21 protein-coding genes are annotated in these 25,787 nt (G+C 68.1%); 9 read left to right on the top strand and 12 right to left on the bottom strand.

Annotated features, from left to right (window positions below; genetic code table 11):
- Nucleotide 1: 1 nt before the first annotated feature.
- The 5 genes from pdxA to ACW17W_RS08700 form a co-directional block, all read right to left on the bottom strand.
- The gene (gene pdxA / locus ACW17W_RS08720) at nt 2-1,000 is read right to left on the bottom strand and encodes a 4-hydroxythreonine-4-phosphate dehydrogenase PdxA (protein ID WP_492076523.1); all 999 of its coding nucleotides are present in this window, start codon (nt 998-1,000) and stop codon (nt 2-4) included.
- Nucleotides 1,001-1,004: 4 nt separating this feature from the next.
- Nucleotides 1,005-2,366, bottom strand: coding sequence for a peptidylprolyl isomerase (locus ACW17W_RS08715; RefSeq protein ID WP_492076522.1), 1,362 nt, complete (start codon nt 2,364-2,366; stop codon nt 1,005-1,007).
- Nucleotides 2,367-2,442: 76 nt separating this feature from the next.
- On the bottom strand, nt 2,443-4,911 hold the full coding sequence (locus ACW17W_RS08710; RefSeq protein WP_492076521.1) for an LPS-assembly protein LptD: 2,469 nt from the start codon (nt 4,909-4,911) through the stop codon (nt 2,443-2,445).
- A gap of 37 nt (nt 4,912-4,948) precedes the next feature.
- Entirely contained in the window at nt 4,949-6,076 is a 1,128-nt protein-coding gene (gene lptG, locus ACW17W_RS08705) for an LPS export ABC transporter permease LptG (protein WP_492076520.1), read from the bottom strand.
- Entirely contained in the window at nt 6,073-7,206 is a 1,134-nt protein-coding gene (locus ACW17W_RS08700; RefSeq protein ID WP_492076519.1) for an LptF/LptG family permease, read from the bottom strand. Before ACW17W_RS08700 ends, lptG begins: the two co-directional genes overlap by 4 nt.
- Before the next feature lie 145 nt (nt 7,207-7,351).
- Between ACW17W_RS08700 and ACW17W_RS08695 the strand changes: the two genes are divergently transcribed.
- The 4 genes from ACW17W_RS08695 to ACW17W_RS08680 are packed head-to-tail and all read left to right on the top strand — an operon-like array spanning nt 7,352 to nt 9,933.
- Nucleotides 7,352-8,827 carry a leucyl aminopeptidase gene (locus tag ACW17W_RS08695; RefSeq protein ID WP_492076518.1) on the top strand — a complete coding sequence of 492 codons (1,476 nt, stop codon included), beginning with the start codon at nt 7,352-7,354 and terminating at the stop codon, nt 8,825-8,827.
- Nucleotides 8,828-8,831: 4 nt separating this feature from the next.
- Nucleotides 8,832-9,293, top strand: coding sequence for a DNA polymerase III subunit chi (locus ACW17W_RS08690; protein WP_492076517.1), 462 nt, complete (start codon nt 8,832-8,834; stop codon nt 9,291-9,293).
- Nucleotides 9,215-9,616, top strand: a complete 402-nt coding sequence (locus tag ACW17W_RS08685) for a hypothetical protein (RefSeq protein ID WP_492076516.1) — start codon at nt 9,215-9,217, stop codon at nt 9,614-9,616. Before ACW17W_RS08690 ends, ACW17W_RS08685 begins: the two co-directional genes overlap by 79 nt.
- Before the next feature lie 17 nt (nt 9,617-9,633).
- Nucleotides 9,634-9,933 carry a hemolysin gene (locus tag ACW17W_RS08680; RefSeq protein WP_492076515.1) on the top strand — a complete coding sequence of 100 codons (300 nt, stop codon included), beginning with the start codon at nt 9,634-9,636 and terminating at the stop codon, nt 9,931-9,933.
- A 7-nt stretch (nt 9,934-9,940) separates the two neighbouring features.
- On the opposite strand, the gene ACW17W_RS08675 is transcribed toward ACW17W_RS08680, so the two are convergent.
- From ACW17W_RS08675 to scpC, 5 genes are all read right to left on the bottom strand, one after another.
- On the bottom strand, nt 9,941-10,474 hold the full coding sequence (locus ACW17W_RS08675) for an FKBP-type peptidyl-prolyl cis-trans isomerase (protein ID WP_492076514.1): 534 nt from the start codon (nt 10,472-10,474) through the stop codon (nt 9,941-9,943).
- 44 nt (nt 10,475-10,518) lie between these two features.
- Nucleotides 10,519-11,601 (bottom strand): PA0069 family radical SAM protein, encoded by a 1,083-nt coding sequence (locus ACW17W_RS08670; RefSeq protein WP_492080294.1) that lies wholly within the window; start codon nt 11,599-11,601, stop codon nt 10,519-10,521.
- An 827-nt stretch (nt 11,602-12,428) separates the two neighbouring features.
- Complete coding sequence (locus ACW17W_RS08665) at nt 12,429-12,770, bottom strand: GIY-YIG nuclease family protein (protein WP_492076513.1); 342 nt, start codon at nt 12,768-12,770, stop codon at nt 12,429-12,431.
- 574 nt (nt 12,771-13,344) lie between these two features.
- Nucleotides 13,345-15,990 (bottom strand): type I DNA topoisomerase, encoded by a 2,646-nt coding sequence (gene topA, locus ACW17W_RS08660; RefSeq protein ID WP_492076512.1) that lies wholly within the window; start codon nt 15,988-15,990, stop codon nt 13,345-13,347.
- A 103-nt stretch (nt 15,991-16,093) separates the two neighbouring features.
- Complete coding sequence (gene scpC / locus ACW17W_RS08655) at nt 16,094-17,602, bottom strand: succinyl-CoA:acetate CoA-transferase ScpC (RefSeq protein ID WP_492076511.1); 1,509 nt, start codon at nt 17,600-17,602, stop codon at nt 16,094-16,096.
- Between the two features lie 186 nt (nt 17,603-17,788).
- Between scpC and ACW17W_RS08650 the strand changes: the two genes are divergently transcribed.
- A complete protein-coding gene (locus tag ACW17W_RS08650) occupies nt 17,789-18,400 on the top strand; it encodes a flavodoxin family protein (RefSeq protein WP_492076510.1) in 612 nt (203 codons plus the stop codon).
- A gap of 19 nt (nt 18,401-18,419) precedes the next feature.
- Here ACW17W_RS08650 and ACW17W_RS08645 read toward each other — a convergent pair whose 3' ends face one another.
- Nucleotides 18,420-18,875, bottom strand: a complete 456-nt coding sequence (locus ACW17W_RS08645) for a MarR family transcriptional regulator (RefSeq protein ID WP_492076509.1) — start codon at nt 18,873-18,875, stop codon at nt 18,420-18,422.
- A 15-nt stretch (nt 18,876-18,890) separates the two neighbouring features.
- Nucleotides 18,891-20,186, bottom strand: coding sequence for a S41 family peptidase (locus ACW17W_RS08640; protein WP_492076508.1), 1,296 nt, complete (start codon nt 20,184-20,186; stop codon nt 18,891-18,893).
- A 149-nt stretch (nt 20,187-20,335) separates the two neighbouring features.
- Between ACW17W_RS08640 and ACW17W_RS08635 the strand changes: the two genes are divergently transcribed.
- The 4 genes from ACW17W_RS08635 to parC all read left to right on the top strand — a co-directional run bounded on the left by ACW17W_RS08635 (nt 20,336) and on the right by parC (nt 25,753).
- Nucleotides 20,336-20,863 (top strand): nuclear transport factor 2 family protein, encoded by a 528-nt coding sequence (locus ACW17W_RS08635; RefSeq protein ID WP_492076507.1) that lies wholly within the window; start codon nt 20,336-20,338, stop codon nt 20,861-20,863.
- Nucleotides 20,863-21,594, top strand: coding sequence for a DNA repair protein RecO (gene recO, locus ACW17W_RS08630; RefSeq protein ID WP_492076506.1), 732 nt, complete (start codon nt 20,863-20,865; stop codon nt 21,592-21,594). The genes ACW17W_RS08635 and recO overlap by 1 nt, the downstream gene beginning before the upstream one ends.
- A 229-nt stretch (nt 21,595-21,823) precedes the next feature.
- Entirely contained in the window at nt 21,824-23,491 is a 1,668-nt protein-coding gene (locus ACW17W_RS08625; protein ID WP_492076505.1) for a PAS domain-containing hybrid sensor histidine kinase/response regulator, read from the top strand.
- Nucleotides 23,492-23,551: 60 nt separating this feature from the next.
- Nucleotides 23,552-25,753, top strand: coding sequence for a DNA topoisomerase IV subunit A (parC, locus tag ACW17W_RS08620; protein ID WP_492076504.1), 2,202 nt, complete (start codon nt 23,552-23,554; stop codon nt 25,751-25,753).
- Nucleotides 25,754-25,787: the final 34 nt, after the last annotated feature.

Here is a 25,787-nt window from a genome sequence, read left to right as displayed (position 1 = left end):
TTTAGCGGGCCGCGCGCGCCGCCGCCATCTCTGTCGCCAGACGGATGGCGGCGATCAGGCTGTCGGGCCGGGCCAGACCCTTGCCGGCGATGTCGAAGCCGGTGCCGTGGTCGGGCGAGGTGCGGATGATCGGCAGGCCGAGGGTGGCATTGACCCCGCCCCAGAAGTCGAGGGTCTTGACCGGGATCAGGGCCTGGTCGTGATACAGGCAGATCGCCGCGTCATAGGTCCGGCGGGCCTCGTCGTGGAACAGGCTGTCGGCGGGGCGCGGGTCCGTGATGTCGATGCCGTCGGCGCGCAGGATCTCGACGGCGGGAGCGAGGACCTCGATCTCCTGCAAACCCAGGGCGCCGCCCTCGCCCGCATGGGGGTTCAGGGCGGCGAGGGCGAGCCGGGGGCGGGCGATGCCGAAGTCACGTTTCATCGCCTCGTGCACGACCCGGGCGGTGCGGATGACCCGTTCGGCGGTGACGAGTTCGGGCACCTGATCCAGGGCGACGTGAATGGTGACCAGACAGGCGCGCAGGTCCCGGGCCGTCAGCATCATCACCGGACCCCGAGTCCCGGCGAAGGGGGCGTCGGCCGTCAGTTCGGCGATGAACTCCGTATGGCCCGGAAAGCGGAATCCGGCGGCATAGAGGGGCGCCTTGGCGATCGGGGCGGTGACCAGGCCGGAGGCCTGACCCGCCAGAACCAGACTGACGCCCTGTTCGATCCAGTCAGCGACGACGCCGGCGTTGGCCGGGTCGGGCCTGCCCGGGGTGACCGGGGCGGGAAGGGGAAGATCGATGACGGGCAGGGCGGCTTTGAACGCCATTGCGGCGTCCGCAGGCTCCATGACGGTCTGGACCGGGGCATGGGCAGCCAGCAGACGGGCGTCGCCGATAACCGCAAAGGGCGTGCCCGCCCCCGAAAGGGCGCGCCAGGCGGCGGCGATGATCTCGGGACCGACGCCGGCCGGCTCGCCCAGGCTGAGGACCAGGGGGCGAGGCGCGGCCACGGGACTATTTCTGCTCGATCAGGGCGTCGGCGCGCAGGTCGCGGATATAGCGACGCGCCAGCATGGCCAGGTTCTGGTTCTGCAGCCGGCCCTCGACCTGCTGGAAGGTCGGAACATCGGGTCCGCCCACGCGCCGGCCGCAGACGGCCAGCAGGTGGACGCCGAGCGGAGTGCGGACCGGGGCGCTGATGGCGCCGACCTCGCTGGAGCGGGCAACCTGCTGGAACTGGGGCGCCAGGTCGGCGATGTCGCTCTCGCCGAGGTCATTGCCGAGCAGGCCCTGTTCGGAGGTGGCGCGCGTCAGCATGTTGTCGCAGGTGAGCTGGGGCCGCAGGGCCTCCAGCCGGGTAGAGGCGGCCGCGACCTGTTCAGGCGCAGCGCCCTCGGGCACCTCGACCATGACCTGTTTCATCTGCACCAGATTGGTGGCGGCGCCGGTGCGCTTGTCGCGCATGTAGATGATGTAGACCCCGCCCTCGACCGGGATAGGCCGGGACAGCTGGCCGGCCTCAAGCTGGTTCATGGCTTCCTGCAGGGCGGGCTGGACCGATCCGTCGACGACCCAGCCGGCGTCGCCGCCGCGGGGGGCGCTGGGGGCGTCGGAGAACTGTTGCGCCACCGCCTGGAAGGGCGCGCCCTGGATCATCTGGGTGATCAGCTGCTGGGCGCCATTGACCGTGGCCTGGGCCCCGCCGTGCTTGGCGTTCTCCAGATAGATCTCGCCAATCAGGAACTGGGGCCTGGACGCGGCCTCGGTCAGCTGGCGCAGGGTCTGTTCGACCTGGGCGCGGGAGACCTTGCTGCGGGTGTTGAAACGGCCGCCGACCAGGGCGCGCCAGCCGATCTCCGTGCGGATCTGTTCGCGCAGGGTCGAGATCCGGATGCCGCCCTGTTCGAGGAAGGCGAGGAAGTTGGCGGCCGAGGTGCCGGCGCCCTGGGCCATGTCGGCGATTTCCTCGTCGACCTCGGCGTCGGAGATCACCAGATCCTTGTATTTGAGCAATTCCTGACGCTGCAGGTGTTGCTCGATCAGGGCGTTCAGCGCCTGCCGCTGGATCTGGGGCAGGGTTTCCTCGGTGGGCTGGACCTGGCTCATGGCGATGATCGACAGCATGCGCTGGCGCAGGTCGTAGCTGGTGACGATCTCGTCATTGACCGTCACGAGGATGCCTTCGGCCAGTTTGAACTCGCTGGCGGCGGGTGCGGCGCGGGTCGCGGCCTGTTCGGCGGCGGGATTCAGCGAACCTGCGGCCGCTGAATCGGGCTGGGCCGGAGACGGCTGGGCCGGGGCCGCAACCTGGGCGGAGGCCGAGCCGGCGAGGAGCGCGGCAGCCGCGACGCCCATCGAAAAACGCTTCAAACGCATGTTCAGTCCTGGTTCCTCAAAGGAGCATTGCCTCGACCCCAATTGTCGGGGAGGTCGCACCCCTTATGCATTGCGCTCAACGCATATTGTTCCGGTCATAGCCTGAACCTCCAAAAGTGGCGAGGTTTAGGCGCACATACAGGCCCTCGGAGGTGCCGGAGGGCCTGACCCGGGTGTTGTCCTGCCGGAAACCGATCTCGAACCGGAAGCAGTCGTCGTCGAACAGCAGACCGGCCTCAGAGCGGGTCACAAGGTCGCGTTCAAGATCGGCGATGCCGGAAACCGCAACGCCCCAGTTGCCGTAGAGGAACTGCTGGCCGGACAGCTGGATGAACTCGTAGTTGCGGTTCAGCGGGCCGGTCAGGGGATTGGAACGGTCGACGATATAGCTGAGGCTGGCCAGGTTGCGGCGCCCCCAGCGTCCATCCACAGCGGTCTCCGCGCGGCGGATATTGCCGGCGCCGTCGAGGGTGGCGTGGCCCCAGCCGCGGATGCGGTCGGAAGGAGAGAAACTGCCCTGGACCACCCAGTCGGAGGTCTGGGCCGCCAGGCCGGACGGGTCATAGGTGCTGGTCGGATCGTCCGGAATGCCGATCCGGAAGGCGCGTTCCGAATCGGCGCGCATGCTGCGCCCGACGAAAAGGCTGGCCTTGCGGCCTGCGTCCCAGTTCAGGGTGACCCGGGCGCCTGCCGTCAGCCGGGCCCCGCCCTCGAAGGCGTCATAGCCGGGCAGACGATCCACGCGGAACAGGGAGGTCTCGTCCAGTTCGAAGGTCTGGGTGTCCTCGATCGGAATGCGGGGGTCCAGATCGGCGGAATTGGCGATCGACACCTGGGCCATGGGCTCCACGATGACCGTCGTGGACGCATTGAGCCGTTTGATCAGCGGATAGCTGACGTCCAGGCCGGCGGTGGCCCGCCCGCGCGTCAGGACGTCATCCTGACTGTTCAGCATCGGCGGCAGATCCGACACCGAATAGGCGTCGAAGCGCGTGTCGACGAAGGGTTCGTAGCGAACCCCGCCCGGCGAAATGAAGGTGCGGCGCCACTCGCCCTGAAGCGTGACGCGGCGACTGTCGACGCCGCCGAGGCCTGCGGTCGATCCAGCGGAGATGACTTCGGGCCTCAGCACGGGCGCGCCGACATAGGCCTCACGGCTCAGGGAAACGGCGGATCCCTTCAGCCTGAGTCGGCCGCCGAGGACGGGACCGGAGGGCTCCCACCGGGCGTCGATCAGGGGCGCCACGAGCGGCAGGGTCTTGTCGTCCTCGAATACGTTCAGCGCCGGGGTGACGGCATTGAACTGCGCCACCCTGAGGCTCTGGATCGAGAAGGCGGCGACCGAGAGGTAGGATCGGGGGGTCTGACGCTCGGCGTAGACCTGACTGATCAGCCGGCGCTGGTCGCCGTAGTAGAGGCCGTTGTCCTGATAGGGATCACGCACGTCATAGCGGTCGAAAAGGGTCTTGTCCGATACCCGCTCGGCCGTGAATCCCAGGCGCCACGGACCGTCCAGATCAAAGGCGCCGTGACCGAGGAAATAGCTGCGGCTGGTGCGGTCGCCGAAATCGACATTGGTTTCGGCCTTGCCGTCCCCGTTCAGGTCGAAATCGCCGAAGTTGCGGGCATAGGTGTAGCCGCCCCGGGCCTCGATGGTCCCGGCGGCGAACCGGCGGCGCCACTGCAGGTTCAGGAACGGCAGGACGCCGGTGTTGAACTGCGGACTGAACAGCCAGTCCTCGGACGGCGAGACGACATGGAGGTAAGGCGTCTCGACCGACACGCCACGCCCCTCGTCATAGTTGAGGATGGGCGTCAGCAGGCCCGAGGCGCGTTCGACCGTGGGATCCGGCACAGCGAATGCGGGCAGCCACAGGACCGGAACGCCGCCGACCTCGATCACGGCATTGCGGAACAGAATGGCGCGCAGGGCCTCGTCCTGGAGGACTTTTTCCGCCCGTACGCCGATGCTTGGCCGCTTCGGCTCGCCGTCCGCCTTGCAGATCGGGCAGGGGGTGAAGCGGGCATAGTTCAGCTCGTTGACGTTCTCGGAACGCCGCACCGCCGTCGCCGCCATGAGGCTGGCGCCCGTCGACAGCCGGGTGGCGAAGTCGACGGCCACACCGGCGTTGAAGCCCGAATCCAGCTCGATACGGCTGGCGTGGACCACATCGCCGTCAGGGCTGGTCAGTTCAACGGCGCCTTCGGCCGACCCCCTGCCAAGTCCGAGATCGTACTGCAATTGCCGGGCGCGCAGGCTGTGCTGACGGCTTCTGGCCAGGACGCGATCCTCGATCGTGCCGGAGGCGGTGATGACGTCGCCCTCGCGCCCGGCGCTGGGGGCGTCGATATAGACGGCCTCCGGCGGCAGGCCATCGGCTCCCGGGGCATTCTGGTCCGCCACGGCGGCAGGCGGCGACGCCGGCGTCTGGGCCAGGCTCGCTGCAGCACAGAAGGGGGCGCAGACCGCCAGGGCGGCGCCGGCCAGAAGCCGCGCCCGCGCGCTGGTGGGCCGTTCCGGGTAGCGATCGCCCTGTGTGCGCAATGTGATCCGTGTCCTCACGCCCCCGCGAGACGCTGCCTTACCCATCTTCGGTATAGAACAGCAAGGTGAAGGCCGCGAGGGCCGTCAGAACAGCGGGCAGCCAGGCCGAGACGAACGGGGAGGTGACCTCCGCCGAGCCCATGGCCGCCGAAAACTGGTTCAGGAAAAAGAAGCCGAACCCCAGGACCACGGCCAGCACGACCATACGCGCCATATCGCCCAGCCGCATCAGGCGCAGGGAAAAGGCGGCGGCCAGAATCGACATCGCGGCGAACATCAGGGGCGTGGCCAGCAACTGCTGCAGCCGAAGCCGGTAGGCGGTCGACGAGAAGCCGGCATCCTCGATTCTCCGGATCTGGCCCGGAAGGGACCAGAAGGGCGTCGACTGAGGTCGGGCGAAGCGCTCGAACGCCTCTTCGTCCGCGAGGGACGACGGCAGGTCCAGGGTGGCGTATTTCACCGCCCGCTGGCCGGTCTGGGCGGCCAGGGCGTCCGTCAGACGCCAGCGACCGGCGCTGAGGCTGGCAGTGGCGGCGTCGATTCGCTCGCTGAAGGCGCGCCGCCCCTCGGCGTCGGTGCGATAGACGAAGAAGGTCACATCCAGCAGGCGGGCGCGGGCGCGATCCTGACGCCCGGCGCGGATGACAGTCTGGCGCTCGCCCTCGCCCTCACGCAGCCAGACCGCCGGTTGCTCGGCGCCGCCCCGCACGGAGCCCGAAATCCGCGCCCGCTCGCGCTGGAACAGACCGTCGCCCGAGGCCGCCAGCGGACCAATGGCGGTGACCGTCAGGACGCCCAGCACGAGGGCGGCAGCGGCGGCCGGCAGGACGAACCGCCAGGCGGAGACGCCTGCGGCCCGCATGGCGATCAGCTCGCTGCGCCGGTTCAGCCCGATGAAGGCGCCCAGGGTGCCGAACAGGAAGACGAAGGGCAGCAACTGCACGATCACCGCGGGCGACTTCATCAGCATCAGCACGAAGATTCGCCAGATCGGCAGGTCCGTGTCGGACCCTGGACCGCGCGAAATCTCCACGAAGTCGATCAGCATGACGAGGGCGCCGATCACCCCGAGCGCGACGCCCAGGGCGCGCAATTGCTGGATCAGCACATAGCGTTCGATACGGCCCAGCCGGAACAAATGGGCCATCACGGGACGGACGTTCATGCCAGCCTCGCCTTCAGGGCCGGCGCGATCCTCCAGCGCCGCTTCCGCTCCGGCCGCAGATGGCGGAACACCAGCCGCAGGGCCAGGGCGGCGAAGGCGAGCGGCACCAGATACTGAAGCGGGATCAGCGCCGCATTCCACGCGCTGCCTGCGACCAGTCCATAGCCGATCACGCGAGCGATCAGAAAGGCGGCTGACGCCCGGGCGATCCTTAACGAATAGCCGGTGCGGCTGAACGCCCCGCCCATGATCGCCGCCAGGGCCAGGGCCATGGCCGTCAGGGCATAGAGCGGCGACGAAATCCGCGAATGGGCCTCGGCGGCCAGCTCTCCTCGCGACCCGGTGTCCTGCAGATCGCCCGGGGAGGGATGGATCAGCTGGGCCAGCCACAGGTCCGTCGGCTTGTAGCGAATTTTCGTGTCGGTTCCGGTGAACGGGGCAAGATCGAAGGGCAGCCGGCTGAACGACAGCTGGTTCAGTACACCGCGTGACGAATATTCCTGGGCGCTGCCGTTGAGCAGGATCAGATAGGGCTGGCCATCGACACGTTCGAAGCGGGCCTCCGAGGCGTCCCAGGTCCGCACCGTGTCGCCGCTCTCCAGATAGACGAAAAGGTTCCGGAGCAGACCGTTCTGCTCGATCTGCTGCACATAGACCGTCAGACCGTCCGGGCCCTGGACGAACTGGCCTTCCTCGACCAGCAGGGCGGCCAGATCGGTGCGGATGGCGAAGGCCTTGTCGCGCGCCGTGCGCTGGGCCCAGGGCTGGATGAACAGGTTCGAGAACAGGGCGATCAGGGCCACGATCACCGCGATCCGCACCGCCGGGGCGATCACCGCCCAGCGCGACAGGCCGCCGGCGAAGGCGGCGGTCAGTTCCTGGTCGCGTTGCAGCCGGGTCAGGGCGATCAGGGCGCCGACAAACAGGCCGATCGGCAGGATCACCGACAGCAGCAGGGGGACGGCCAGGACCGTCAATTGAAGCATGACGCCCACGCTCTGGCCGCGTTCGACAATGATCTCGAGCTGGTCGAGGCTCTGGCTAAGCAGGCCGATTCCGATCAGCGCTCCGCAGGCCGCCACGACGGGCAGCGCGATCTGTCGGAAAAGATAGCGTTGAATCAGGGTCATGCGGCGAGATGTGGCGAGGCCTGTTGCGGGCGCGCCGGAGGAGAGGCATGTAATACACGCCGGGGCGCGCCGTGGACAACCGGCTGAGCGCGCCTGACGATATCTGTGGAAGACCGGGCGACAGACCCGGCTGGAGTTGCATTTCATGAAAGTCGAATTTGTCACCGCTGCGGCGGACGCCGAGGCGGTTGCGGTCCTCGTGCATGCCGAACGGAGCCTGAGCGCGCCGGCGGCGGCGCTTGACGCCGCGACCGGGGGAAGCCTCGCCCGGGCGATGACCGCCAGCCGGTTTACCGGCGCAGCCAACTCCACCCTGACCGTGGCAACGCCCTCCGGCGTCGGGATCGGAACGATCCTGCTGGTCGGGGCCGGCGCCGATCCGATGGATGATCTGGCGATCGAGACGGCCGCCGGCGCCGCCTATCACGCCCTCAAGCTGTCGGGCGCATCGACCCTGACGCTGGATGTGTCGCAGCTGGGCGCCGAACAGGCCGCCCGCGCCGCCTTCGCGGTGCAACTGGCCAGCTACCGGTTCGACAAATACCGCACAACGTTGAAGCCCGAGGCGATCCCGTCGGTCACGACGGTCCAGGTCATCACCCCCGATCTGCGCGCCGCACAGGCTGCGCACGAGACCTTCGCCGCCGTCGCCGACGCGGTGACCTTCGCCCGCGACCTCGTGGCCGAGCCGGCCAATGTCCTCTATCCCGCCGAGTTCGCCCGGCGCGTCAAGTCGCTGGAACACCTGGGCCTGAAGGTCGAGATCCTCGGCGAGGAGGACATGGAAAAACTGGGCATGCGCACCCTGCTGGGCGTCGGTCAGGGCAGCCGTCGCGAGAGCCAGCTGGCCGTGATTCACTGGAACGGCGGCGCCGAGGGCGAACAGCCCCTGGCCTTCGTCGGCAAGGGCGTCTGTTTCGATACCGGCGGCATCTCCATCAAGCCGGCTGACGGCATGGAGGACATGAAGTGGGACATGGGCGGCGCAGCCGCGGTGGCCGGGCTGATGCATGCGCTGGCGGGCCGCAAGGCGAAGGTCAATGCCGTGGGCGTGTTGGGTCTGGTCGAGAACATGCCCGACGGCAATGCCCAGCGTCCGGGTGATGTAGTCGTCTCCATGTCCGGCCAGTCGGTCGAGGTGATCAACACCGACGCCGAGGGTCGCCTCGTCCTGGCCGACGCCCTCTGGTACACCCAGGAGCGGTTCAAGCCGAAATTCATGATCGACCTGGCCACCCTGACGGGCGCGGCCATCGTCGCCCTCGGCCTCGACATCGCGCCGCTGTACGCCAACAGCGAAGAGGTGGCCGAACCGATCCTGGCCGCGGCGAAGAAGGTCGGCGAGAATTTCTGGCGCATGCCCCTGCCGCCGCAGTACGAGCAGCATATCGACTCGAAGATCGCCGATGTGAAGAACACCGGCAACGGCCGCTCGGGCGGGTCGATCACCGCCGCCCTGTTCCTGCAGCGCTTCACCAATGGCGTGCCGTGGGCGCATCTCGACATCGCCCCGACGGCCTGGGCCACCAAGTCGCCGCGGCCGACCGTGCCGGAAGGCGCCGTGGGCTTTGGCGTGCGGACGCTCGACCGGATGGTGGCGGACAGCTACGAGGCGAAATAGGCCGATGGCCGATCCGGCGCCGACCGAGGTCTGGTTCTATCACCTTGAGCGGTCGACGCTGGATCAGGTCCTGCCCGAGCTGCTGGACCGGACGCTGAAGCGGGGCTGGCGGGCCCAGGTGCGGGTGGCGGAGCCCCGGCTGCGAGACGAGATCGACGAGCGTCTGTGGACCTGGCGCGAGGAGTCCTTCCTGGCCCACGGCCGGGCGGAGGAGCCGCATGCGGCGCGCCAGCCCATCCTGCTGACTGCGACATCCGAGAACCCGAACGGCGCTCAGGCGCTGTTCATCGTGGACCGGTCAGAGATCGGCGACCTGGAGGGATGGATCCGATGCTTCATCATTTTCGACGGACGGGACGACGCGGCGACGGCCCATGCACGGGACCGGTGGCGCACGCTGAAAGAGACGGGCGCGGACCTGGCCTACTGGAAGCAGACGGACGAGGGCTGGCAGCGGGCGGCCTGATCGCGGCCCTGCTGCTGGCCGGGTGTTCGACCCCGCCGCCGCCGGCTGCGGTCGCCCCGGCCCCGGCGGCGGTCGAGCGGGCCGGGCAGACCCAGCCGGTCGGGACCCGCATGCCGCCGCCCGAGATGGCCGACATGTGCAAGGCCCAGCCGCTGCAGTGGCTGGTCGGCAAGCCGAAGAGCGAAATCCCCGTGCCGGTGGATGTGGTCAACCGGCGGGTGACCTGCACGACCTGTCCGGTCACGGAAGACTATTCGCCCTATCGCCTCAATATCTTCTTCAACGCCGGGACCGAACTGGTCGAGACCGTGCGTTGCGGCTGACCCCAAGGAGCCAGACCATGTCGATGATCCTGCGTTCGTCCCTGATCGCCGCCGCCGTCGCGGCATCCCTGGCCGCCTGTGCGCCGGTGGAGACGGCGGAGGCGCCGCCGGCTGCGAACGGCCCCAAGGTCTGCCGGGCCGAGGCCTATCAGCGCTTCATCGGCCGGAACAGGTCGTCCCTGCCGGTCATGCCGGCCGATGAAAACTGGCGCCTGGTCTGTTCGAGCTGTGCGGCGACCATGGATTACCGCGAGGACCGGCTGACGATCACCTATGACACGCAGTCCGGCGTGATCCAGTCGGCCCGCTGCGGCTGATCGCCGATCAACCAACGGGCGTCGTCGGGTTGATGGCCAGAAGCTGGACGCGGAACTTCAGGGTCGAGTTGGCGGGGATGTCGTCGCCCATGCGGCGGGCGCCATAGGCCATGTCGGCGGGGATGACGAAGTCATACGTCTCGCCGACCCGCATCAGGGCCACCCCCTCGGTCCAGCCGCGGATGACGCGGTTCAGGGGGAACTCGGCCGGTTCGTTGCGGCTGTACGAACTGTCGAACTCGACGTCGTTGATCAGGGTCCCGCGATAGTGGACGCGGACCACGTCGGCGGCGGTCGGCTGGGGCGCACGGGGACGGGCCCGGCCGACGCGGCGGTACTGCAGACCCGAGGGGGCGACGGTCCAGCCCCGCACCGTGCTGTTCCAGGCCAGATAGCCGCGCTGGGCCGTCTCCCAGTCGGCGGCGACCGCAGGCGAGGCCAGCAGCAGATGTTCGGGCGGGGCCGAGGCGCAGGCCGACAGCGACAGGACGGCCGTGGCGGCGACGGCGGCGAACAGGGCGGGGCGGCGGATCGAGGTCATGGCCGCAGGATTAGCAGGCCGGACGGCGCATTTGGAAGACCCCCTCACCCAAACAGCTCCAGCTGCGGCCGGGCGTCGGCGGGGACGCGGAACTGCGTTACGTCCAGCGGGTGGCGCGGGGCGTCGAGGCCATAGCGTTTGACGGCCGCCCTGAACCGGGTGGCGATCAGTTCGGCCACGGGGCCGGATCCCTTCATCCGCGTGTTCCAGTCGGGGTCATAGTCGCGGCCGCCGCGCGTCTGGCGGATCAGGGACATGACCCGGGCGGCGCGGTCGGGGCGGGCGTCGGCCAGCCACTCGCGGAACAGGTCCTTGATCTCCAGCGGCAGGCGCAGGGTGACATACATGGCCGAGGTCGCCCCGGCCTTCGCCGCCGCCTCCAGAATCGATTCCAGCTCGTGGTCGTTCAGGCCGGGGATGACGGGGGCGAAGCCGACGCCGACGGGCACGCCGGCCTCCGACAGGGCCGTGATCGCCTCCAGCCGGCGCTGCGGCGTCGAGGCCCGGGGCTCCATGGCCCGGGCCAGCCCCCGGTCCAGGGTGGTGATGGAGACGAAGGCCGAACACAGGCCCGCCCGCCCCATCGGGCCCAGGATGTCGAGGTCGCGGGTGATCAGGTTCGACTTGGTGATGATCGAGAAGGGCTGTCTGAATCGCTCCAGGACTTCCAGCACCGACCGGGTCGATTTCGTCTCGCGCTCGACCGGCTGATACGGGTCGGTATTGCCGCCTATGTGGATGCGTTTGCAGACATATTTCCGGGCGGACAGCTCCTGTTCCAGGAGACGCGCGGCGTGGGGCTTGAAGAAGATCCGGCTCTCGAAATCCAGGCCCGGGGATAGGCCCATCCAGGCATGGGACGGACGGGCGTAGCAGTAGATACAGCCATGTTCGCAACCTTTGTAGGGATTGATGGAGCGGTCGAAACCGACGTCGGGACTGGTGTTCTTCGCAATAATGGTTCGGGCGTGCTCGGGCGTGAGCGTGGTGCGGATCGGTTCGGGCGTGGCGTCCTCGCCCGTCCAGCCGTCATCGAAGGCCTCGTGGACGACCGGCTCGAAACGACCGGAAGCATTGGTGCGGGCGCCGCGTCCTTTCGTCTGAAGCGGTTTGGCGGGATGGGGCATCTGTCCGGAGGATAGCAGGGAAATGGAACAAAGCAAGAACGCCATGACCCACCTCCTCCCTGTTCGCCGCCTGGCGAATGGGGACGGGGACCGCGAAGCGGTGGAGGGGGTCTTGAAGCGGCTCGGGCGATTGTCGCGCGGAAAGAACCCCTCCGTCCCGGCGCGGAAGACGCGCCGATCCACCTCCCCACGCCTGCGGCGCAGGGAGGAGACATGTCTCACCCAGCACCAAATCCCCGAGGCGCGGGGCGCAGCGGGCGGGGAAGCGGCGGAGCGCGGGCGTCGGCCCGGAACCGGATGTCCCCCGTGCTTTCGCCGTAGGGGGTGAGTGTGTTTTCGGCGCGAACGCCAGCGCTCCGCCACGACCGGTTCACGCGAGCGCGCCGGGGAGGGCATCGGACGGTCCGCCGGGTGGATTCAGCACCCTGCGCTTCACCGTTTAGGCCCGGCCGACATTAAGCCCGCGACGGGCGGAGAGGTTCAGGGCTCTCCGGGCTCCGGGGATTTCACCCCCCGAACAGTCCCGCACCGCCACCGGCGTCGTGTTTCCATCGCCCCAGGTCTCCGCCGGGGCGCGGTCCGTGACCGGATTATACGATGCAGTTTCCCGCTCGATCGCCCCCGCCGCACGTCCGGGTCCTGGGCCCAGGACGCCTTCCCCTCGCAGCGGGACGGGGAGGATTATGGGGCGGTTTCGAGGTGAGGCGGGTTCGCGGCGGCGAGATTGGGGAAAGCGGTTGGAAATCAACGGGGGAAGAGGCTGATGTGTGATGGATCAGCCGCTCTGGGCGCCGTTCGCTGAACCCGGAGGGCCGGGGGCGGGAGGATCAGTCCGCCTCCGGCGGCGGCGTCCAGTCCGGGTCGTTCACCGGATACCAGTCCGCAGCGAGATCGAGCCATTGCGGGTTGGCGTCCTCGATCAACTTCAGCTTCCAGTCGCGGTTCCATTTCTTGATCCGCTTCTCCCGGGCGATGGCCTGAACAACGAGGGCGTGCCGTTCGAACCAGACGAGGCGGGTGATGTCGTATCGTTTCGTATGGCCCTCGAACGTCCCGGCCCTGTGCTTCCATACCCGGGCGAGAAGGTTCGCCGTCATGCCGACATAGAGGGCGCCGTTCCGACCGCTGGCCATGATGTAGGTCGCGATGAAGGTGCGATGGGTCGGCATGTCAGGAGCCAGCCAGAGTAGACGATGTTCGCAATATGTTCCATGTTCGCCAATCTGTCGACGCCCCTCCCTCTCGTCATCCTCCGGGCCGCGCAGCGGAACCGGGGGACCCAGCGGCGCGCGAGAGCGCGAACCTGTTCAGGCAAGCTGGCCCGACCGCCCGTGTCCGCGACAGGGTCCTGCTCGCGCAGGCCTCCCCCGGTCCGATCTTCGATCGGCCGGAGGATGACGACGGGTCCCCCGGTCTGCGCCGCGAAGACGCGGCTTGCCGGAGGATGACGAAAGGGGGAATTTCGGCTCGGTTTGAACTCCCTCTCCCGGTGGGAGAGGGCTTGAGCGCACGGCGGCGTCAGCCGCCGTTCTGGCGCGAAAGGGTGAGGGGCTACGGCGCCTCCCTTTGAGGGCGTAACCCCTCATCCGTCTCGCTTCGCGAGCCACCTTCTCCCTATGGGAGAAGGAAATGGGGGAGCGGAAAGAACCCCTCCGTCACGGCGCAAGCGCGCCGATCCCGTCGCCGGATCACATGCGATCCGTCTCCACCCCATTCGCTGCGCGAACAGGGAGGAGACGTGGACTATTCGGCCGCGGCCTTTTTCGCGGCCGGTTTCTTCGCCGGTGCCTTCTTCGCAGCGGGTTTCTTCGCGGCAGCCGGCTTCTTCGCCGCCGCCGCCCTGGCCGGCGCCTTCTTCGCGGCGGCCGTCTTGCTCTTGGGCGCTGTGGCGGCCTTGGCGGCGAGGAGGGGGAGGGCGATGTCGAGGGTCAGGTCCTCGGGGGCGACGCCCTTGGGCAGGGTGGCGTTGATCTTGCCGGATTTGACATAGGGGCCGAAGCGGCCGGCCATGACGTGGATGGGGTCGCCGGTTTCCGGGTGGGCGCCCAGATCCTTGAGCGGGGCGACGGCGGCGCCGCGGCCGGCGAACTTGCCGGCGCGTTTCTCGGCCAGAAGGACGACGGCGCGGTTCACGCCGACGTCGAAGACCTCCTCGATGTCCGAGACATTGGCGTAGGTGCCGGCGTGGAGGACGAAGGGGCCGTAGCGGCCGAGGCCGGCGGTGATCGGCTTGCCGTCCTCGGGGTGGACGCCCACCTCGCGCGGCAGGGCCAGCAGGCGCAGGGCCTGGTCCAGGGTCAGGGTGACCGGCGACCAGCCCTTGGGCAGGGACGAGCGTTTGGGCTTGTCGGCGCCCGGCTCGGCGGCGGTTTCGACATAGGGGCCGAAGCGGCCGATCTTGAGGGCGACGGGGGCGCCGGTGGCGGGATCGAGGCCCAGATCGCGGTCCGACCCGGCCTCCTCGGCCGAGGAGGCGGCGCCGAAGCCGCGCGTATAGCGGCATTCCGGATAGTTGGAGCAGCCGATGAAGGAGGACTTCATCTTGAAGCTGGCCTTCAGGTGCAGCCGGCCTGTGCCGCACAGGGGGCAGACGCGGGGATCGGAGCCGTCGGGCTTTTCGGCGAACAGGAAGGGGCCGATGGCCTCGTCCAGCTGGTCGATCACGCCCTGACGCGCCAGCACCGTCTCGGTGGCGGGTTTCAGCTTGGACCAGAACTCGCGCAGCAGGACCTTCCAGTCCAGATCGCCGGCGGAGACCGAATCGAGCTGGCCCTCCAGATCAGCGGTGAAGTCGTATTCGACCCACTGGGCGAAGAACTCCTCGAGGAAGGCGGTGACCAGACGGCCGTTGTCCTCGGGGATGAAGCGGTTCTTGTCCATGCGGACGTATTCGCGGTCGCGCAGGGTGGTCAGGATGGAGGCGTAGGTCGAGGGGCGGCCGATGCCGAGCTCTTCCAGCTTCTTGACCAGGGTGGCCTCGGAATAGCGGGGCGGGGGCTCGGTGAAATGCTGGTCGGTGCGGATGGCCTCGACCTTTGCGGTCGCCCCTTCCTTGAGGGCGGGCAGGCGGGTCGAATCGTCGTCCTCGTCCGTTTCCGTCCCCTTCTGCTTCTCGTCTCGGCCCTCTTCATAGACGGCGAGGAAGCCGTCGAAGGCGACGACCTGGCCGGTGGCGCGCAGGCCGGTCTGGCCGTCAGGGGTCTCGATATCGACGGCGGTGCGGTCCAGCCGGGCGGACTCCATCTGGGAGGCGACCATCCGCTTCCAGATCAATTCGTAGAGTTTGGCCAGATCCCCATCGAGGCGGACGCTGTCGGGGTGGCGGGCGATGTTCGTCGGGCGGATGGCCTCGTGGGCCTCCTGCGCATTCTTGGCCTTGACCTTGTAGTAGCGGGGCTCGGCCGGGACGAAGGCGGGGCCGAAGCGTTCCTCGATGACCTGACGGGCCTGGGCGATGCCCTCGGGCGTCACGAACAGGCCGTCGGTCCGCATATAGGTGATCAGGCCGCCCTGATCGTCGACGCCTTCATACAGTTTCTGGGCCGCCTGCATGGTGCGCTGGGCGGTGAAGCCAAGCTTGCGCGCCGCCTCCTGTTGCAGGGTCGAGGTGGTGAAGGGCGGGGAGGGGCTGCGCTTGACCGGTTTCTTCTCGATCGAGCGGATGGTGAAGGCCCCGGCGGCGATGGCGGCGCGGGCGGCCGAGGCGGTGGCCTCGTCCTTCACGTCCAGACGCTGGATCCGCTTGCCCTGATGTTTGACCAGACGGGCGGTGAAGGGGGGGCTGTCGGCGGCCAGGTCGGCCTCGATCGACCAGTATTCCTGGGCCCGGAAGCGTTCGATCTCCAGCTCGCGGTCGACGACGATGCGCAGGGCGACGGACTGGACCCGGCCGGCCGAGCGGGCGCCGGGCAGTTTGCGCCACAGCACGGGCGACAGGGTGAAGCCGACCAGATAGTCCAGGGCGCGGCGGGCCAGATAGGCCTCCACCAGTTCCATATCCAGCTGGCGCGGGGCGGCCATGGCCTCCAGCACGGCGGATCTGGTGATGGCGTTGAAGGTGACGCGCTCGACGTGGGTGTCCTTGAGCGCCTTCTTCTTGGTCAGGACGTCCAGCACGTGCCAGCTGATGGCCTCCCCCTCACGGTCGGGGTCGGTGGCCAGGATGACGCGGTCGGCGCGTTTGGCGGCCTCGGCGATCTCGGACATGCGTTTCGCCGCCTTGGGATCGATCTCCCATGACATGGCGAAATCGTCGTCCGGCTGGACCGAGCCGTCCTTGGAGGGCAGGTCGCGGATATGGCCGTAGGAGGCGAGAACCTCGAAGTCGGACCCGAGGTATTTGTTGATGGTCTTGGCCTTGGCCGGGCTCTCGACGATGACGAGGTTCATTACGACGCAGTCTGTTCAGGGAGGGCGCGAACGTGGTTGGCCCGGCCCCTCCTGTCAATCACGCCGTGACGACGGGGGAGGGTTTGGCCGGAATTGCCGTCCGTCAGGCGCGCATGGAGCCGGTTTCGATGTAGCGCTGGTGCCAGGACAGGGCCTCGGTCAGCAGGTGGGGCGACTGCAGGCCGTACGATCCCTTCAGGGCGCGGGCGTAGTAGTCGTTGAGCCCGTCGCGGAAGTCCGGATGGGCGCAGTTGGCGATGATGACGCCGGCGCGCTGTTTCGGCGACAGGCCGCGCAGGTCCGCCAGTCCCTGTTCGGTGACCAGAACCTGGACGTCCTGGGTGATGTGATCGACGTGGCTGGCCATGGGGACGATGGCCGAGATGGCGCCGCCCTTGGCCGTCGACGGCGTCACGAAACACGAGATGAAGGCGTTGCGCGAGAAGTCGCCGGAACCGCCGATGCCGTTCTGGATGCGTGAGCCCATGACCTGGGTCGAGTTGACGTTGCCGTAGATGTCGGCCTCGATCAGGCCGTTCATGGCGATACAGCCGAGGCGGCGGATCAGTTCGGGATGGTTGGAGATTTCCTGTGGGCGCAGGATGATCTTGCCGCGGAACTGCTCCATCCGGCTGTTCATATCGGCCGCCGCCTCGGGACTGAGGGAGAAGGCGGTGGCGGAGGCGACCGTCAGCTTGCCGGCGTCCAGCAGGTCCAGCATCCCGTCCTGGATCACCTCCGTATAGGCGGCCATCCGTTCGAACGGACTGTCCATCAGGCCCGCCAGCACGGCGTTGGCGACATTGCCGACGCCGGACTGAAGCGGCAGCAGGGCGGTCGGCAGGCGGCCGACCCGAACCTCGTGCTTGAGGAACTCGATCAGGTGGCCGGCGATGGCGCGGGCGGTGGCGTCCGGCGCGGCGAAGGGCAGGTTGCGGTCCGGGGCCTCGGTCTCGACGATGGCGACGATCTTGGCCGGATCACAGCGGAGGGTCGGCTGGCCGATCAGCTGATCGGGCCGGGTCAGGGGGATGGGCACGCGGTCGGGCGGCAGGGCGGTGCCGTAGTAGATGTCGTGCATCCCCTCCAGCGCCGGATTCTGCCAGGCGTTGACCTCCAGGATCACCCGCTCGGCCCGGTCCAGCCAGGTCTTGTTGTTGCCGATGGAGGAGGAGGGCACCAGGCTGCCGTCGGCGTTGATCGCCGAAACCTCGACCACGGCGGTGTCCAGCGGACCCAGCACGCCCTGCCAGACCATGGGCGCCAGCTGGCTGAGGTGCATGTCCAGATAGTCCATCTGGCCCGAGTTGATCTTCTCACGCGCGATGGGGTCGGAGTTGTAGGGCAGGCGGCGTTCGATCCCGTCGGCCCTGGCCAGGGCCCCGTCCAGTTCCGGCCCGGTGGAGGCGCCGGTCCAGAGATTCAGCCGGAAGGCGTCGCCGGCCGCGTGGGCGGCCTCGATCCGGGTGGCCAGGGCGGCGGGGACGGCCTTGGGATAGCCCGAGCCGGTGAAACCGCTCATGCCCACGGTCGAGCCGGCGGGAATCAGGGCGGCGGCGTCCGGGGCGGACATGACCCTGGAACGCAGGGACTGGCTGCGGATACGCGACATGGGCTCTTGGGGCTGCGGCCGGGGAGGGCCTGGGGCGTCTCAGGTTTGCGGCGCCGCTAGGGCGATCCAGACGACCCTGGGCGAGGATCGCCGGCGGGTCCATGATCTCCATCAATTGATCTGCGCGGTCCGATGGAACGCGAGACGGCGCCGCCGGTTAGCGAGAGACCGACTGGAAGGACCGCCATGAAAGCCCTTGTTCTGAATTGCACGCTCAAGCCGTCGCCGGAGACCTCGAGCACGGAGGCCCTCGCCCGGGTGGTGATCGACGAGCTGGAGAGGGGCGGGGCCGGGGTGGAGATGGTGCGGCTGGTCGATCTGGACATCAAGCCCGGCGTCACGGCGGACGAAGGCGCCGGCGACCAATGGCCCGAGGTGGATGCAAGGCTGAAGGCGGCTGACATCGTCGTCTTCGCCACCCCGACCTGGCTGGGTCAGATGTCGAGTGTCGCCCTGCGCGCCCTCGAGCGGATGGACGCCTGGTTCGGGGAGACGGACGACAGCGGCCGGCCCGTGGCCTTCGGCAAGGTCGCCGGCATCGTCGTCACCGGCAATGAGGACGGGGCGCACCATATCGTGGCCACGATCTCCCAGGGGCTGATCGACATGGGTTTCACCATCCCGGCCCAGAGCTGGACCTACTGGCACCTCGGCCCCGGGCCCGGTCCCGACTATGTCGAGACGGACCAGGGCCACGACTATTCCGACCGCGTGGGCCGGAATGCGGCGCGCAATCTGGTCGCGCTGGCGAAGGTGCTGAGGCCGGAGACCTATCCGGTTCCCGAAAGCGGAGAGTAGGGCGCGCCCGCCTTCAAACTCAAAGATCCATGCGGTCGATCAGGGGACGGCACTTGAGGGAGCGGATGGCGCGAGTGATCCCGTCGAACACCGGGCCCGCGTCCTGTTCCATCTCGACGTAGGCGCGTTCGAACGCGGCATCCAGCCCATCAAGCAGAGCGAGTTGTTCACGCCCCTTGGCCGTGAGCTCGATCAGGACGGCGCGCTGGTCGTTCGGGTCCGGGCGGCGGCTGACCAGCCCCAGCGCCAGAAGCTTCGGCATCTTCTGCTGGATCAGCTGATGTGACCTGTCCAGCGCCCGTACGAGATCGGCGACGGAGACCGGACCCAGCGTCGCAATGGCGCCCAGCAGGGACGACGACTTGACCGGAATGATGATCCCGGCGCGCCGGAACACCTCGGCCGACTGTTGCTCGATCAGGTCGCTCAACTGCTCGCTCAGGCGCCCGAGGAAGGTGCGGTTCAACTCGATCATCGTTTCGACAACTCCTCAGTCCAGACGACGGTAGGTCGCCGTGTCACCCGACTTCCAGACGCGTTCGAGGCCAGTCACGCGACCCTGCTGACGCACAAGTCGGAAGCGGTAGGCATCCGTTCCCTCGACCGCAAACAGATCCTTGCCGATCGGATTGAGGGCAAGCACGAAGCGGTCCCGCCAGTGATAGGACAGGCCGGTGGCGGTGCGGACGATTTGTCTGCCCTCGTAGGAGCCGACCGCCTCGTCCAGAACTATTGCGCTGGCGGCTTCGTCCGTGAGCGCCGATGCGATGGGGACCATGGCCCACCGCGCCTCCGCGTCACCCGCCTCGGCCAGGCCCTGCAGCAGGAATTTCTGCGCCGTCAGAAGCGCATCCGAGGCCGGGACGGAAATGTCGGGGGTCACGCCGACGCCCTCGAAATCCTGTCCTTCTACAGGATCCCGAATCTGGCCGAACGGGACCTGCAGCAGGAACCGGTCGTCAATCGCTACGCGGGCGACAGGGTGGGCGCCGCCGGCCGTGCGCTCGCCGATGATGGTGGCCCGGCTCAGCCGCTGGAGGGAGAAGGCCATCCATTCGGCAGCGGAGAAGGTGGTCGATCCGGTCAGGACCACGACCGGAATGGTCGCCGACCGCTGACCGGGCACGCCGGCCAGGCTCCACTGGCCCCGCTCCACGCGAACCCCGTCCTTCGTGTAGTGGTAGTCGAAGAATTCCTGATCCTTGCCCGCCGGATATAGATAGCTCATCAGGAACTGCGCCATCTCCAGCACGCCGCCGTTGTTATAGCGCAGGTCGAAGATCAGCCCCTTGGCGCCTTCGGCGAACCGCATGGCTCCGGCGGCCGTGTCCTGGGCGTCCTGCGGATCGGCGAAAAAGTCGAACCGGATATAGGCGAGACCTCCATCCAACCGACGGGCATCGCGAAAGCCGAAATTGGCGGCCCGTTCGGTGTCGCGTTGGGTCTGGGTGCTCGCCTCGCCGTCCGCCTTCGCCTTGCGTTCGGCCACGACGCCGTCGGGATCGAAGATCAGGGCGAAGTGCAGATCGTTGCTCGCCTTGATCAGCCCTTGCGAGAGGTCGGCGGCGAATTCCTTGCTCTCGACGGGACCGGACCGGACCCGTGCGGCCAGTTCGGCGGAGATGGCGGGGATTTGGCCGGGGAAGACGTAGTTGTCCCGCAGCGCCTGTTCGAGATGAGCCACGACCTCGCGCTGCTCGTCGCCATTAAGGGGCTGGGCGACGGCTGCCGGGGCGGGGGCTGTCAGGACCAGGACGAGCAAGGGGAGAAGGCATCGGAGAAACATCTGCAACCTCGTAATACAACATATTGCTCAATATGTTGCATTAAGGGTCCGGTCAATGCCTCTGGTCGATCGGTTAGCCTTGGTCTGCGATCTGAACGGCGGCGCTGATCCCGCTTTGTTCACGGCGGCGCATGGAGTAGAAGCGTTGCATGATCGCATCGCTCGCCGCCCTGTTCGTCGCCGCCCTGTTCGTCGCCGCTCAGGCTTCCGCCGTAGCCCCACCTGTCGCTAACCCGTCCGAGGCCCAGGTCGCCGCCGTGCTGGAGCGGCTGGATGCGGCCGCGACCGCCGCCGACGGGCCGGCCTATTTCGCCCTGTTCGCGCCGGAGGCGCGGTTCGTCGGGACGGACGCGTCGGAGCACTGGTCGCGGGCCGAGTTCCAGGCCCTCTACGAACCCTATTTCGCGCAAGGGAAGGGCTGGTCCTATCCCGAGACGGAGCGGACCATCACCATCGCCCCGATCGACTGCCGCTGCGTGGCCTGGTTCGAGGAGAAGCTGATCAACGCCAGCTATGGCGAGACGCGCGGATCCGGCGTGCTGCGTCTGATCGACGGCCAGTGGAAGATCGAGCAGTATGTGTTGAGCTTCGCCGTGCCGAATGATGCGTCCCGGGCCGTGGTCGAGGCGATCGCCGCCCACAAGGCTGTCGCTGCGGCCGTTCAGCCGGGCGACTGATGGATTTTCACGAGGAGGCCTTCGTCCTGTCGGCGCGGGCGCATGGCGACACCGGGGTGGTGGTCGATCTGCTGACCGAGACCCACGGGCGGCGCAGCGCCTATGTGGCGGGCGGGGCGTCGCGCAAGATGAAGCCGTTTCTGCAGGCGGGCGCCCGGGTCATCGTCGACTATCGCGCCCGCACCAGCGATCATCTGGGCTCGGCCCGGCTGGAGGCGGTGGGCGAGGGGCCCAGCGCCCTGTTCGACGACGCCCTGGCCCTGACCGGTCTGGCGGCGGCGACGGCGGTCACCCAGGGCGCCCTGCCCGAGCGCGAGCCGCATCCGGGGGCCTTCCTGGCGTTCGAGGCCCTGATGGGCGCCTTTGTCCTGCCGGACGTCTGGCCCGCCATCTTCGTGCGGTTCGAGGCGGGCCTGCTGGAGGCGCTGGGGTTCGGGCTTGACCTGTCGCGCTGCGCCGTGACGGGGACGATGGATGACCTGATCTGGGTCAGTCCGCGCACCGGCCGGGCGGTGTCGAGGGCGGCGGGCGCCCCCTATGCCGACAAGCTGTTGACGTTGCCGCCCTTCATGCTGGGCGCCCAGGCGGGTCTGGGGGAGGGCGACGTCGGCGCGGGCCTCGACCTGACCGGCCATTTCCTCGAGCAGTTCGTCTTCCATCCGCAAAACCGGCCGATCCCCGAGGCCCGGGTATGGATGGTGGCGCGCCTGGGCGAAGGCGGCCGGCTGTAGTCCGGAACGCATCGGGGCCTGTTCGACCGGTTCGTTGCGTCCGGCATTCGTGGCCCCGGGTCGCCTTTGTCCAGCGGAGACGTCCCTGAAGGCGATGTGTGTCCGGGCGCCCTTCGGGTGGTCTGGACCCGATGACCGCCCGGGCGCGCCGGGGGTGTCGCAAGGCGACGTTAATCCCGGCGTGGCAATGTCCGCCCGTCGCTTTTCTTGCCCGGGGTTGGTTGCAGACATGGTTGAGGCCGCATTCGTGGAGACCGGCTTCCGGCAAGTCCCGGATGACAGCGGCCTGCGAAACGACCTGCAGTCGGATATCGAGGCGTTCTTCGACGTGTCCCTGGACCTCCTGATCGTTCGCGATCTGGACGGAATGGTCACCCGGGCGAGCCGGTCATGGCAGGCAAGCCTGGGGCACCCGCCCGAGGATCTGGAGGGGCGGTCCCTGCTGCGGTTGCTCCACCCCGACGACCTCGCCCGCACCCTGGACAGCGTCCGCGAGGTCGAGCAGCGCAAGGCCGGAGACCCCGTCCTGGGCTTCATCAACCGCTACCGTCACAAGGACGGGCACTACCGGCTTCTGGAATGGCGCGCCCAGCGGTTCGGGGACCGCATCTATGGGGTGGCGCGGGACGTCACCGATCGCATCGCCTCGGAACGGGGTCTTGCCGAGGCCCGGGCCTCTGCGGAAGCGGCCAACCGGGCGAAATCCGATTTTCTGGCCAATATGAGCCATGAGATCCGGACGCCCCTGAACGGGGTCATCGGGATTGTCGATGCCCTGTCGCGGACCAGGCTGAGCCCGGAACAGGCCGGGATGGTCGCGCTGATCCGGGATTCCGGGTCTGTGCTTGAGCGGCTGGTGTCCGAGGTCCTCGACGTCTCGAAAATCGAGGCCGGGCGGCTGGAGCTGGAAATACGGCCCTTCGACCTTGACCGCCTGCTGCGGACCTGTGTGGAGACCCTGCGGCCGCAGGCCGAGGACAAGGGACTGTCCATCGAGGCGGCGCGGCCGGCCACGCCGCTGGGCGTGTTTCTGGGTGACGGCAGCCGTATCCGGCAGGTGCTGACCAACCTGCTTTCCAATGCCGTCAAGTTCACCGACCAGGGCAGGGTGTCGCTGGACGTTGATCTGACGGAAGACAGGCCCGGCCGCCCGATCCTGACGCTGGCGGTGTCCGACACCGGCGTCGGCTTCGATCATGAACAGGCCAGCCGGCTGTTTGACCGTTTCGCCCAGGCCGACGGGACCATCACCCGGCGCTTTGGCGGCACGGGTCTGGGCCTGTCCATCTGCCGCTCTCTCGTGACCATGATGGGCGGCGACATCGAGGCGTCCTCGACGCCCGGGGCAGGCAGCCGGTTTGTGGTGCGATTGCCGCTGGTGCGGTCGGATGCCGATGAGACGGCGCAGGCCGGCCGGGCTGTGCAGCCCCTGGTGCGTGTCGCCGGGGCGAACGACCAGCCAGGGCTCAGGGTCTTGCTGGCCGAGGACCATCCGACCAACCAGAGGGTGGTGCAGTTGATCCTGGCGACCCAGAACGTCGATCTGGTCATTGTCGAGGACGGCGCCGATGCGCTCGCCGCCTTTGCGGCGCAGCCGTTTGATCTCGTCCTGATGGATATGCAGATGCCTGTCGTCGACGGACTGACGGCCACGCGCGGCATCCGCGCCCTTGAGAGGGAACGCGGGCTGGACGCCACCCCGATCGTGATGCTGAGCGCGAATGCCATGGCCGACCATCGCCGGGACGCCCTGCAGGCCGGGGCTGACCTGCACATCGCCAAGCCGATCACGGCCGCCAGCCTGCTGACCGGCATCCAGACGGTGCTCGATGCGGTTCAGGACGGCCGGTCCACGGTGACCAGCGGCGCGCCGGATATCGCCATCGGCGACGCCTGAACGATCACGTCCGGCGATACGGGCTAGACTTCCGGCCCAAACCGAACGATTCGCAGCCTCATGACCATTCACACCCCGCCGCCGGAAGGCGGTCGCATCGTCGAAGAGCCGATGGGCGATGCGCTGTCGAAGCGCTATCTGGCCTACGCCCTGTCGACCATCACCAACCGGGCGCTGCCCGACGTGCGCGACGGCTTCAAGCCCGTGCACCGGCGCATCCTGTACGCCATGTACCAGATGCGGCTGAACCCGCAGGCGGCGGCGCGCAAATGCGCCAAGGTCGTCGGCGAGGTCATGGGCGGATACCACCCGCACGGCGACGCCTCGATCTATGAGGCCCTGGTGCGTCTGGCCCAGGACTTCGCCCAGCGCTATCCGCTGGTCGACGGTCAGGGGAATTTCGGCAATATCGACGGCGATAGCGCGGCGGCCATGCGCTACACCGAGTGCAAGCTGACGCCCGCCGCCATGCTGTTGCTGGACGGTATCGACCAGGACTCCGTCGACTTCCGCCCCACCTATGACGATCAGGACGAGGAGCCGGTCGTCCTGCCGGCCGGCTTCCCCAACCTGCTGGCCAATGGGTCGTCGGGCATCGCCGTGGGCATGGCGACCTCGATTCCGCCGCACAATGCGGGCGAGCTGATCGACGCCTGTCTGGTGCTGCTGGAGCGGCCCGAGGCCACCACGGCCGAGCTGGCGGAGATCGTGCCCGGACCGGACTTCCCCACCGGCGGCGTGGCGGTCGAGGGCCATGCCTCGATCCTGGACGCCTATGAGACCGGCCGGGGCGGGGTGCGGCTGCGGGCGCGCTGGGAAACCGAGGATCTGGGCCGGGGCCAGTGGCGGATCATCGTCACCGAAATGCCCTATCAGGTGCAGAAGTCGCGGCTGATCGAGGCCCTGGCCGATCTGATCGAACACAAGAAGGCGCCGCTGCTGGGCGATGTGCGCGACGAGTCGGCCGAGGACGTGCGGCTGGTGCTGGAGCCGAAATCGCGCACGGTCGAGCCCGAGGTCCTGATGGAGAGTTTGTTCAAGCTGTCCGACCTCGAGGTGCGGTTCCCGATCAATATGAACGTGCTGGACGCGACCAATACCCCGCGCGTCATGGGGCTGAAGGCCTGTCTGGTGGCCTTCCTCGATCACCGGCGCGTGGTTCTGATCCGGCGCGCCAACTGGCGGATCGAGCGGGTCGAGAAGCGGCTGCACCTGCTGGAAGGCCTGAGGATCGTCTTCCTCAACCTCGACGAGGTGATCCGGATCGTCCGCGAGGAGGAACAGCCCAAGGCGGTCCTGATCGCCCGGTTCGGCCTGACCGAGATGCAGGCCGACTATATCCTCGACACCCGGCTGCGCCAGCTGGCGCGGATCGAGGAGATGGCGATCGAGAATGAATACAAGACCCTGGCCGAGGAACTGGCCGGGCTGAAGGCGATGATCGTCTCTCCGGCCAAACAGACCAAACTGCTGGCCGTGGGGCTGCAGGATGTGCGCAAGGCCCTGATCTCGCCGCGCCGGACCACCATCGCCGAGGCGGTGGATACGTCGGCCTTTGCGGCGCCGGAGGCCTATATTCCGCGCGAGGCGATCACGGTCATCCTGTCCGAACGCGGCTGGATCCGGGCGGCCCGGGGCAAGGTCGAGGATCCGTCGGAGCTGAAGTTCAAGGAGGGCGACAGCCTGGCCTTCCTCGTGCCCGCCTTCACGACGGACAAGATCCTGGTTGCGGCGTCTGACGGACGGGTCTTCACCCTCGGGGCGGACAAACTGGCCTCAGGGCGCGGCCATGGCGAGCCGCTGCGGCTGATGATCGAGCTGGATGAGAAGGCGGAGATCATCGCTGTCCTGGCGCACCAGCCCGGGGCGAAACTGGTGGTGGCGTCCAGGGCCGGCTATGGCTTCATCGCCCCCGAGGACGAGATGCTGGCCCAGAAACGCGGCGGCAAACAGGTGCTGAACGGCGACCTTCTGGCCCTGATGCGGCTGACCGGGGATCATGTCGTCACCATCGGCGAGAACCTGAAGACCCTGATCTTCAAGGCCGAGGAACTGCCCGAGATGGGACGGGGCAAGGGTGTCAAGCTGCAGTCCTACAAGGGGGGCGGCTTGCAGGACATCGCCGTGTTCGACGGCGCCCACGGTCCGGAATGGGTCGATGGCGGCGGCCGTCGCCGCAACTGGCCCGACTGGAAGGACTGGATCGGCAAGCGCGCCGGGGCGGGCCGGATGGGGCCGAGAGGGCTGCGGAAGTTCCGATAGACCTTCGGAACCTGACCTGACGCTGATTTCACTG

It is taken from the genome of Brevundimonas sp. FV1ye29L, from assembly GCF_058681095.1.
This window is presented reverse-complemented; position numbering and strand designations above follow the sequence as displayed.

Bases quoted from the DNA above. Each gene is read 5' to 3' on its own strand.
- ACW17W_RS08715 (WP_492076522.1), bottom strand. From the start codon at position 2,366: ATGCGTTTGAAGCGTTTTTCGATGGGCGTCGCGGCTGCCGCGCTCCTC.
- lptG (WP_492076520.1), bottom strand. From the start codon at position 6,076: ATGAACGTCCGTCCCGTGATGGCCCATTTGTTCCGGCTGGGCCGTATC.
- ACW17W_RS08700 (WP_492076519.1), bottom strand. From the start codon at position 7,206: ATGACCCTGATTCAACGCTATCTTTTCCGACAGATCGCGCTGCCCGTC.
- ACW17W_RS08695 (WP_492076518.1), top strand. From the start codon at position 7,352: ATGAAAGTCGAATTTGTCACCGCTGCGGCGGACGCCGAGGCGGTTGCG.
- ACW17W_RS08690 (WP_492076517.1), top strand. From the start codon at position 8,832: ATGGCCGATCCGGCGCCGACCGAGGTCTGGTTCTATCACCTTGAGCGG.
- ACW17W_RS08680 (WP_492076515.1), top strand. From the start codon at position 9,634: ATGTCGATGATCCTGCGTTCGTCCCTGATCGCCGCCGCCGTCGCGGCA.
- ACW17W_RS08675 (WP_492076514.1), bottom strand. From the start codon at position 10,474: ATGACCTCGATCCGCCGCCCCGCCCTGTTCGCCGCCGTCGCCGCCACG.
- ACW17W_RS08670 (WP_492080294.1), bottom strand. From the start codon at position 11,601: ATGCCCCATCCCGCCAAACCGCTTCAGACGAAAGGACGCGGCGCCCGC.
- ACW17W_RS08665 (WP_492076513.1), bottom strand. From the start codon at position 12,770: ATGCCGACCCATCGCACCTTCATCGCGACCTACATCATGGCCAGCGGT.
- topA (WP_492076512.1), bottom strand. From the start codon at position 15,990: ATGAACCTCGTCATCGTCGAGAGCCCGGCCAAGGCCAAGACCATCAAC.
- scpC (WP_492076511.1), bottom strand. From the start codon at position 17,602: ATGTCGCGTATCCGCAGCCAGTCCCTGCGTTCCAGGGTCATGTCCGCC.
- ACW17W_RS08650 (WP_492076510.1), top strand. From the start codon at position 17,789: ATGAAAGCCCTTGTTCTGAATTGCACGCTCAAGCCGTCGCCGGAGACC.
- ACW17W_RS08645 (WP_492076509.1), bottom strand. From the start codon at position 18,875: ATGATCGAGTTGAACCGCACCTTCCTCGGGCGCCTGAGCGAGCAGTTG.
- ACW17W_RS08640 (WP_492076508.1), bottom strand. From the start codon at position 20,186: ATGTTTCTCCGATGCCTTCTCCCCTTGCTCGTCCTGGTCCTGACAGCC.
- ACW17W_RS08635 (WP_492076507.1), top strand. From the start codon at position 20,336: ATGATCGCATCGCTCGCCGCCCTGTTCGTCGCCGCCCTGTTCGTCGCC.
- recO (WP_492076506.1), top strand. From the start codon at position 20,863: ATGGATTTTCACGAGGAGGCCTTCGTCCTGTCGGCGCGGGCGCATGGC.
- ACW17W_RS08625 (WP_492076505.1), top strand. From the start codon at position 21,824: ATGGTTGAGGCCGCATTCGTGGAGACCGGCTTCCGGCAAGTCCCGGAT.
- parC (WP_492076504.1), top strand. From the start codon at position 23,552: ATGACCATTCACACCCCGCCGCCGGAAGGCGGTCGCATCGTCGAAGAG.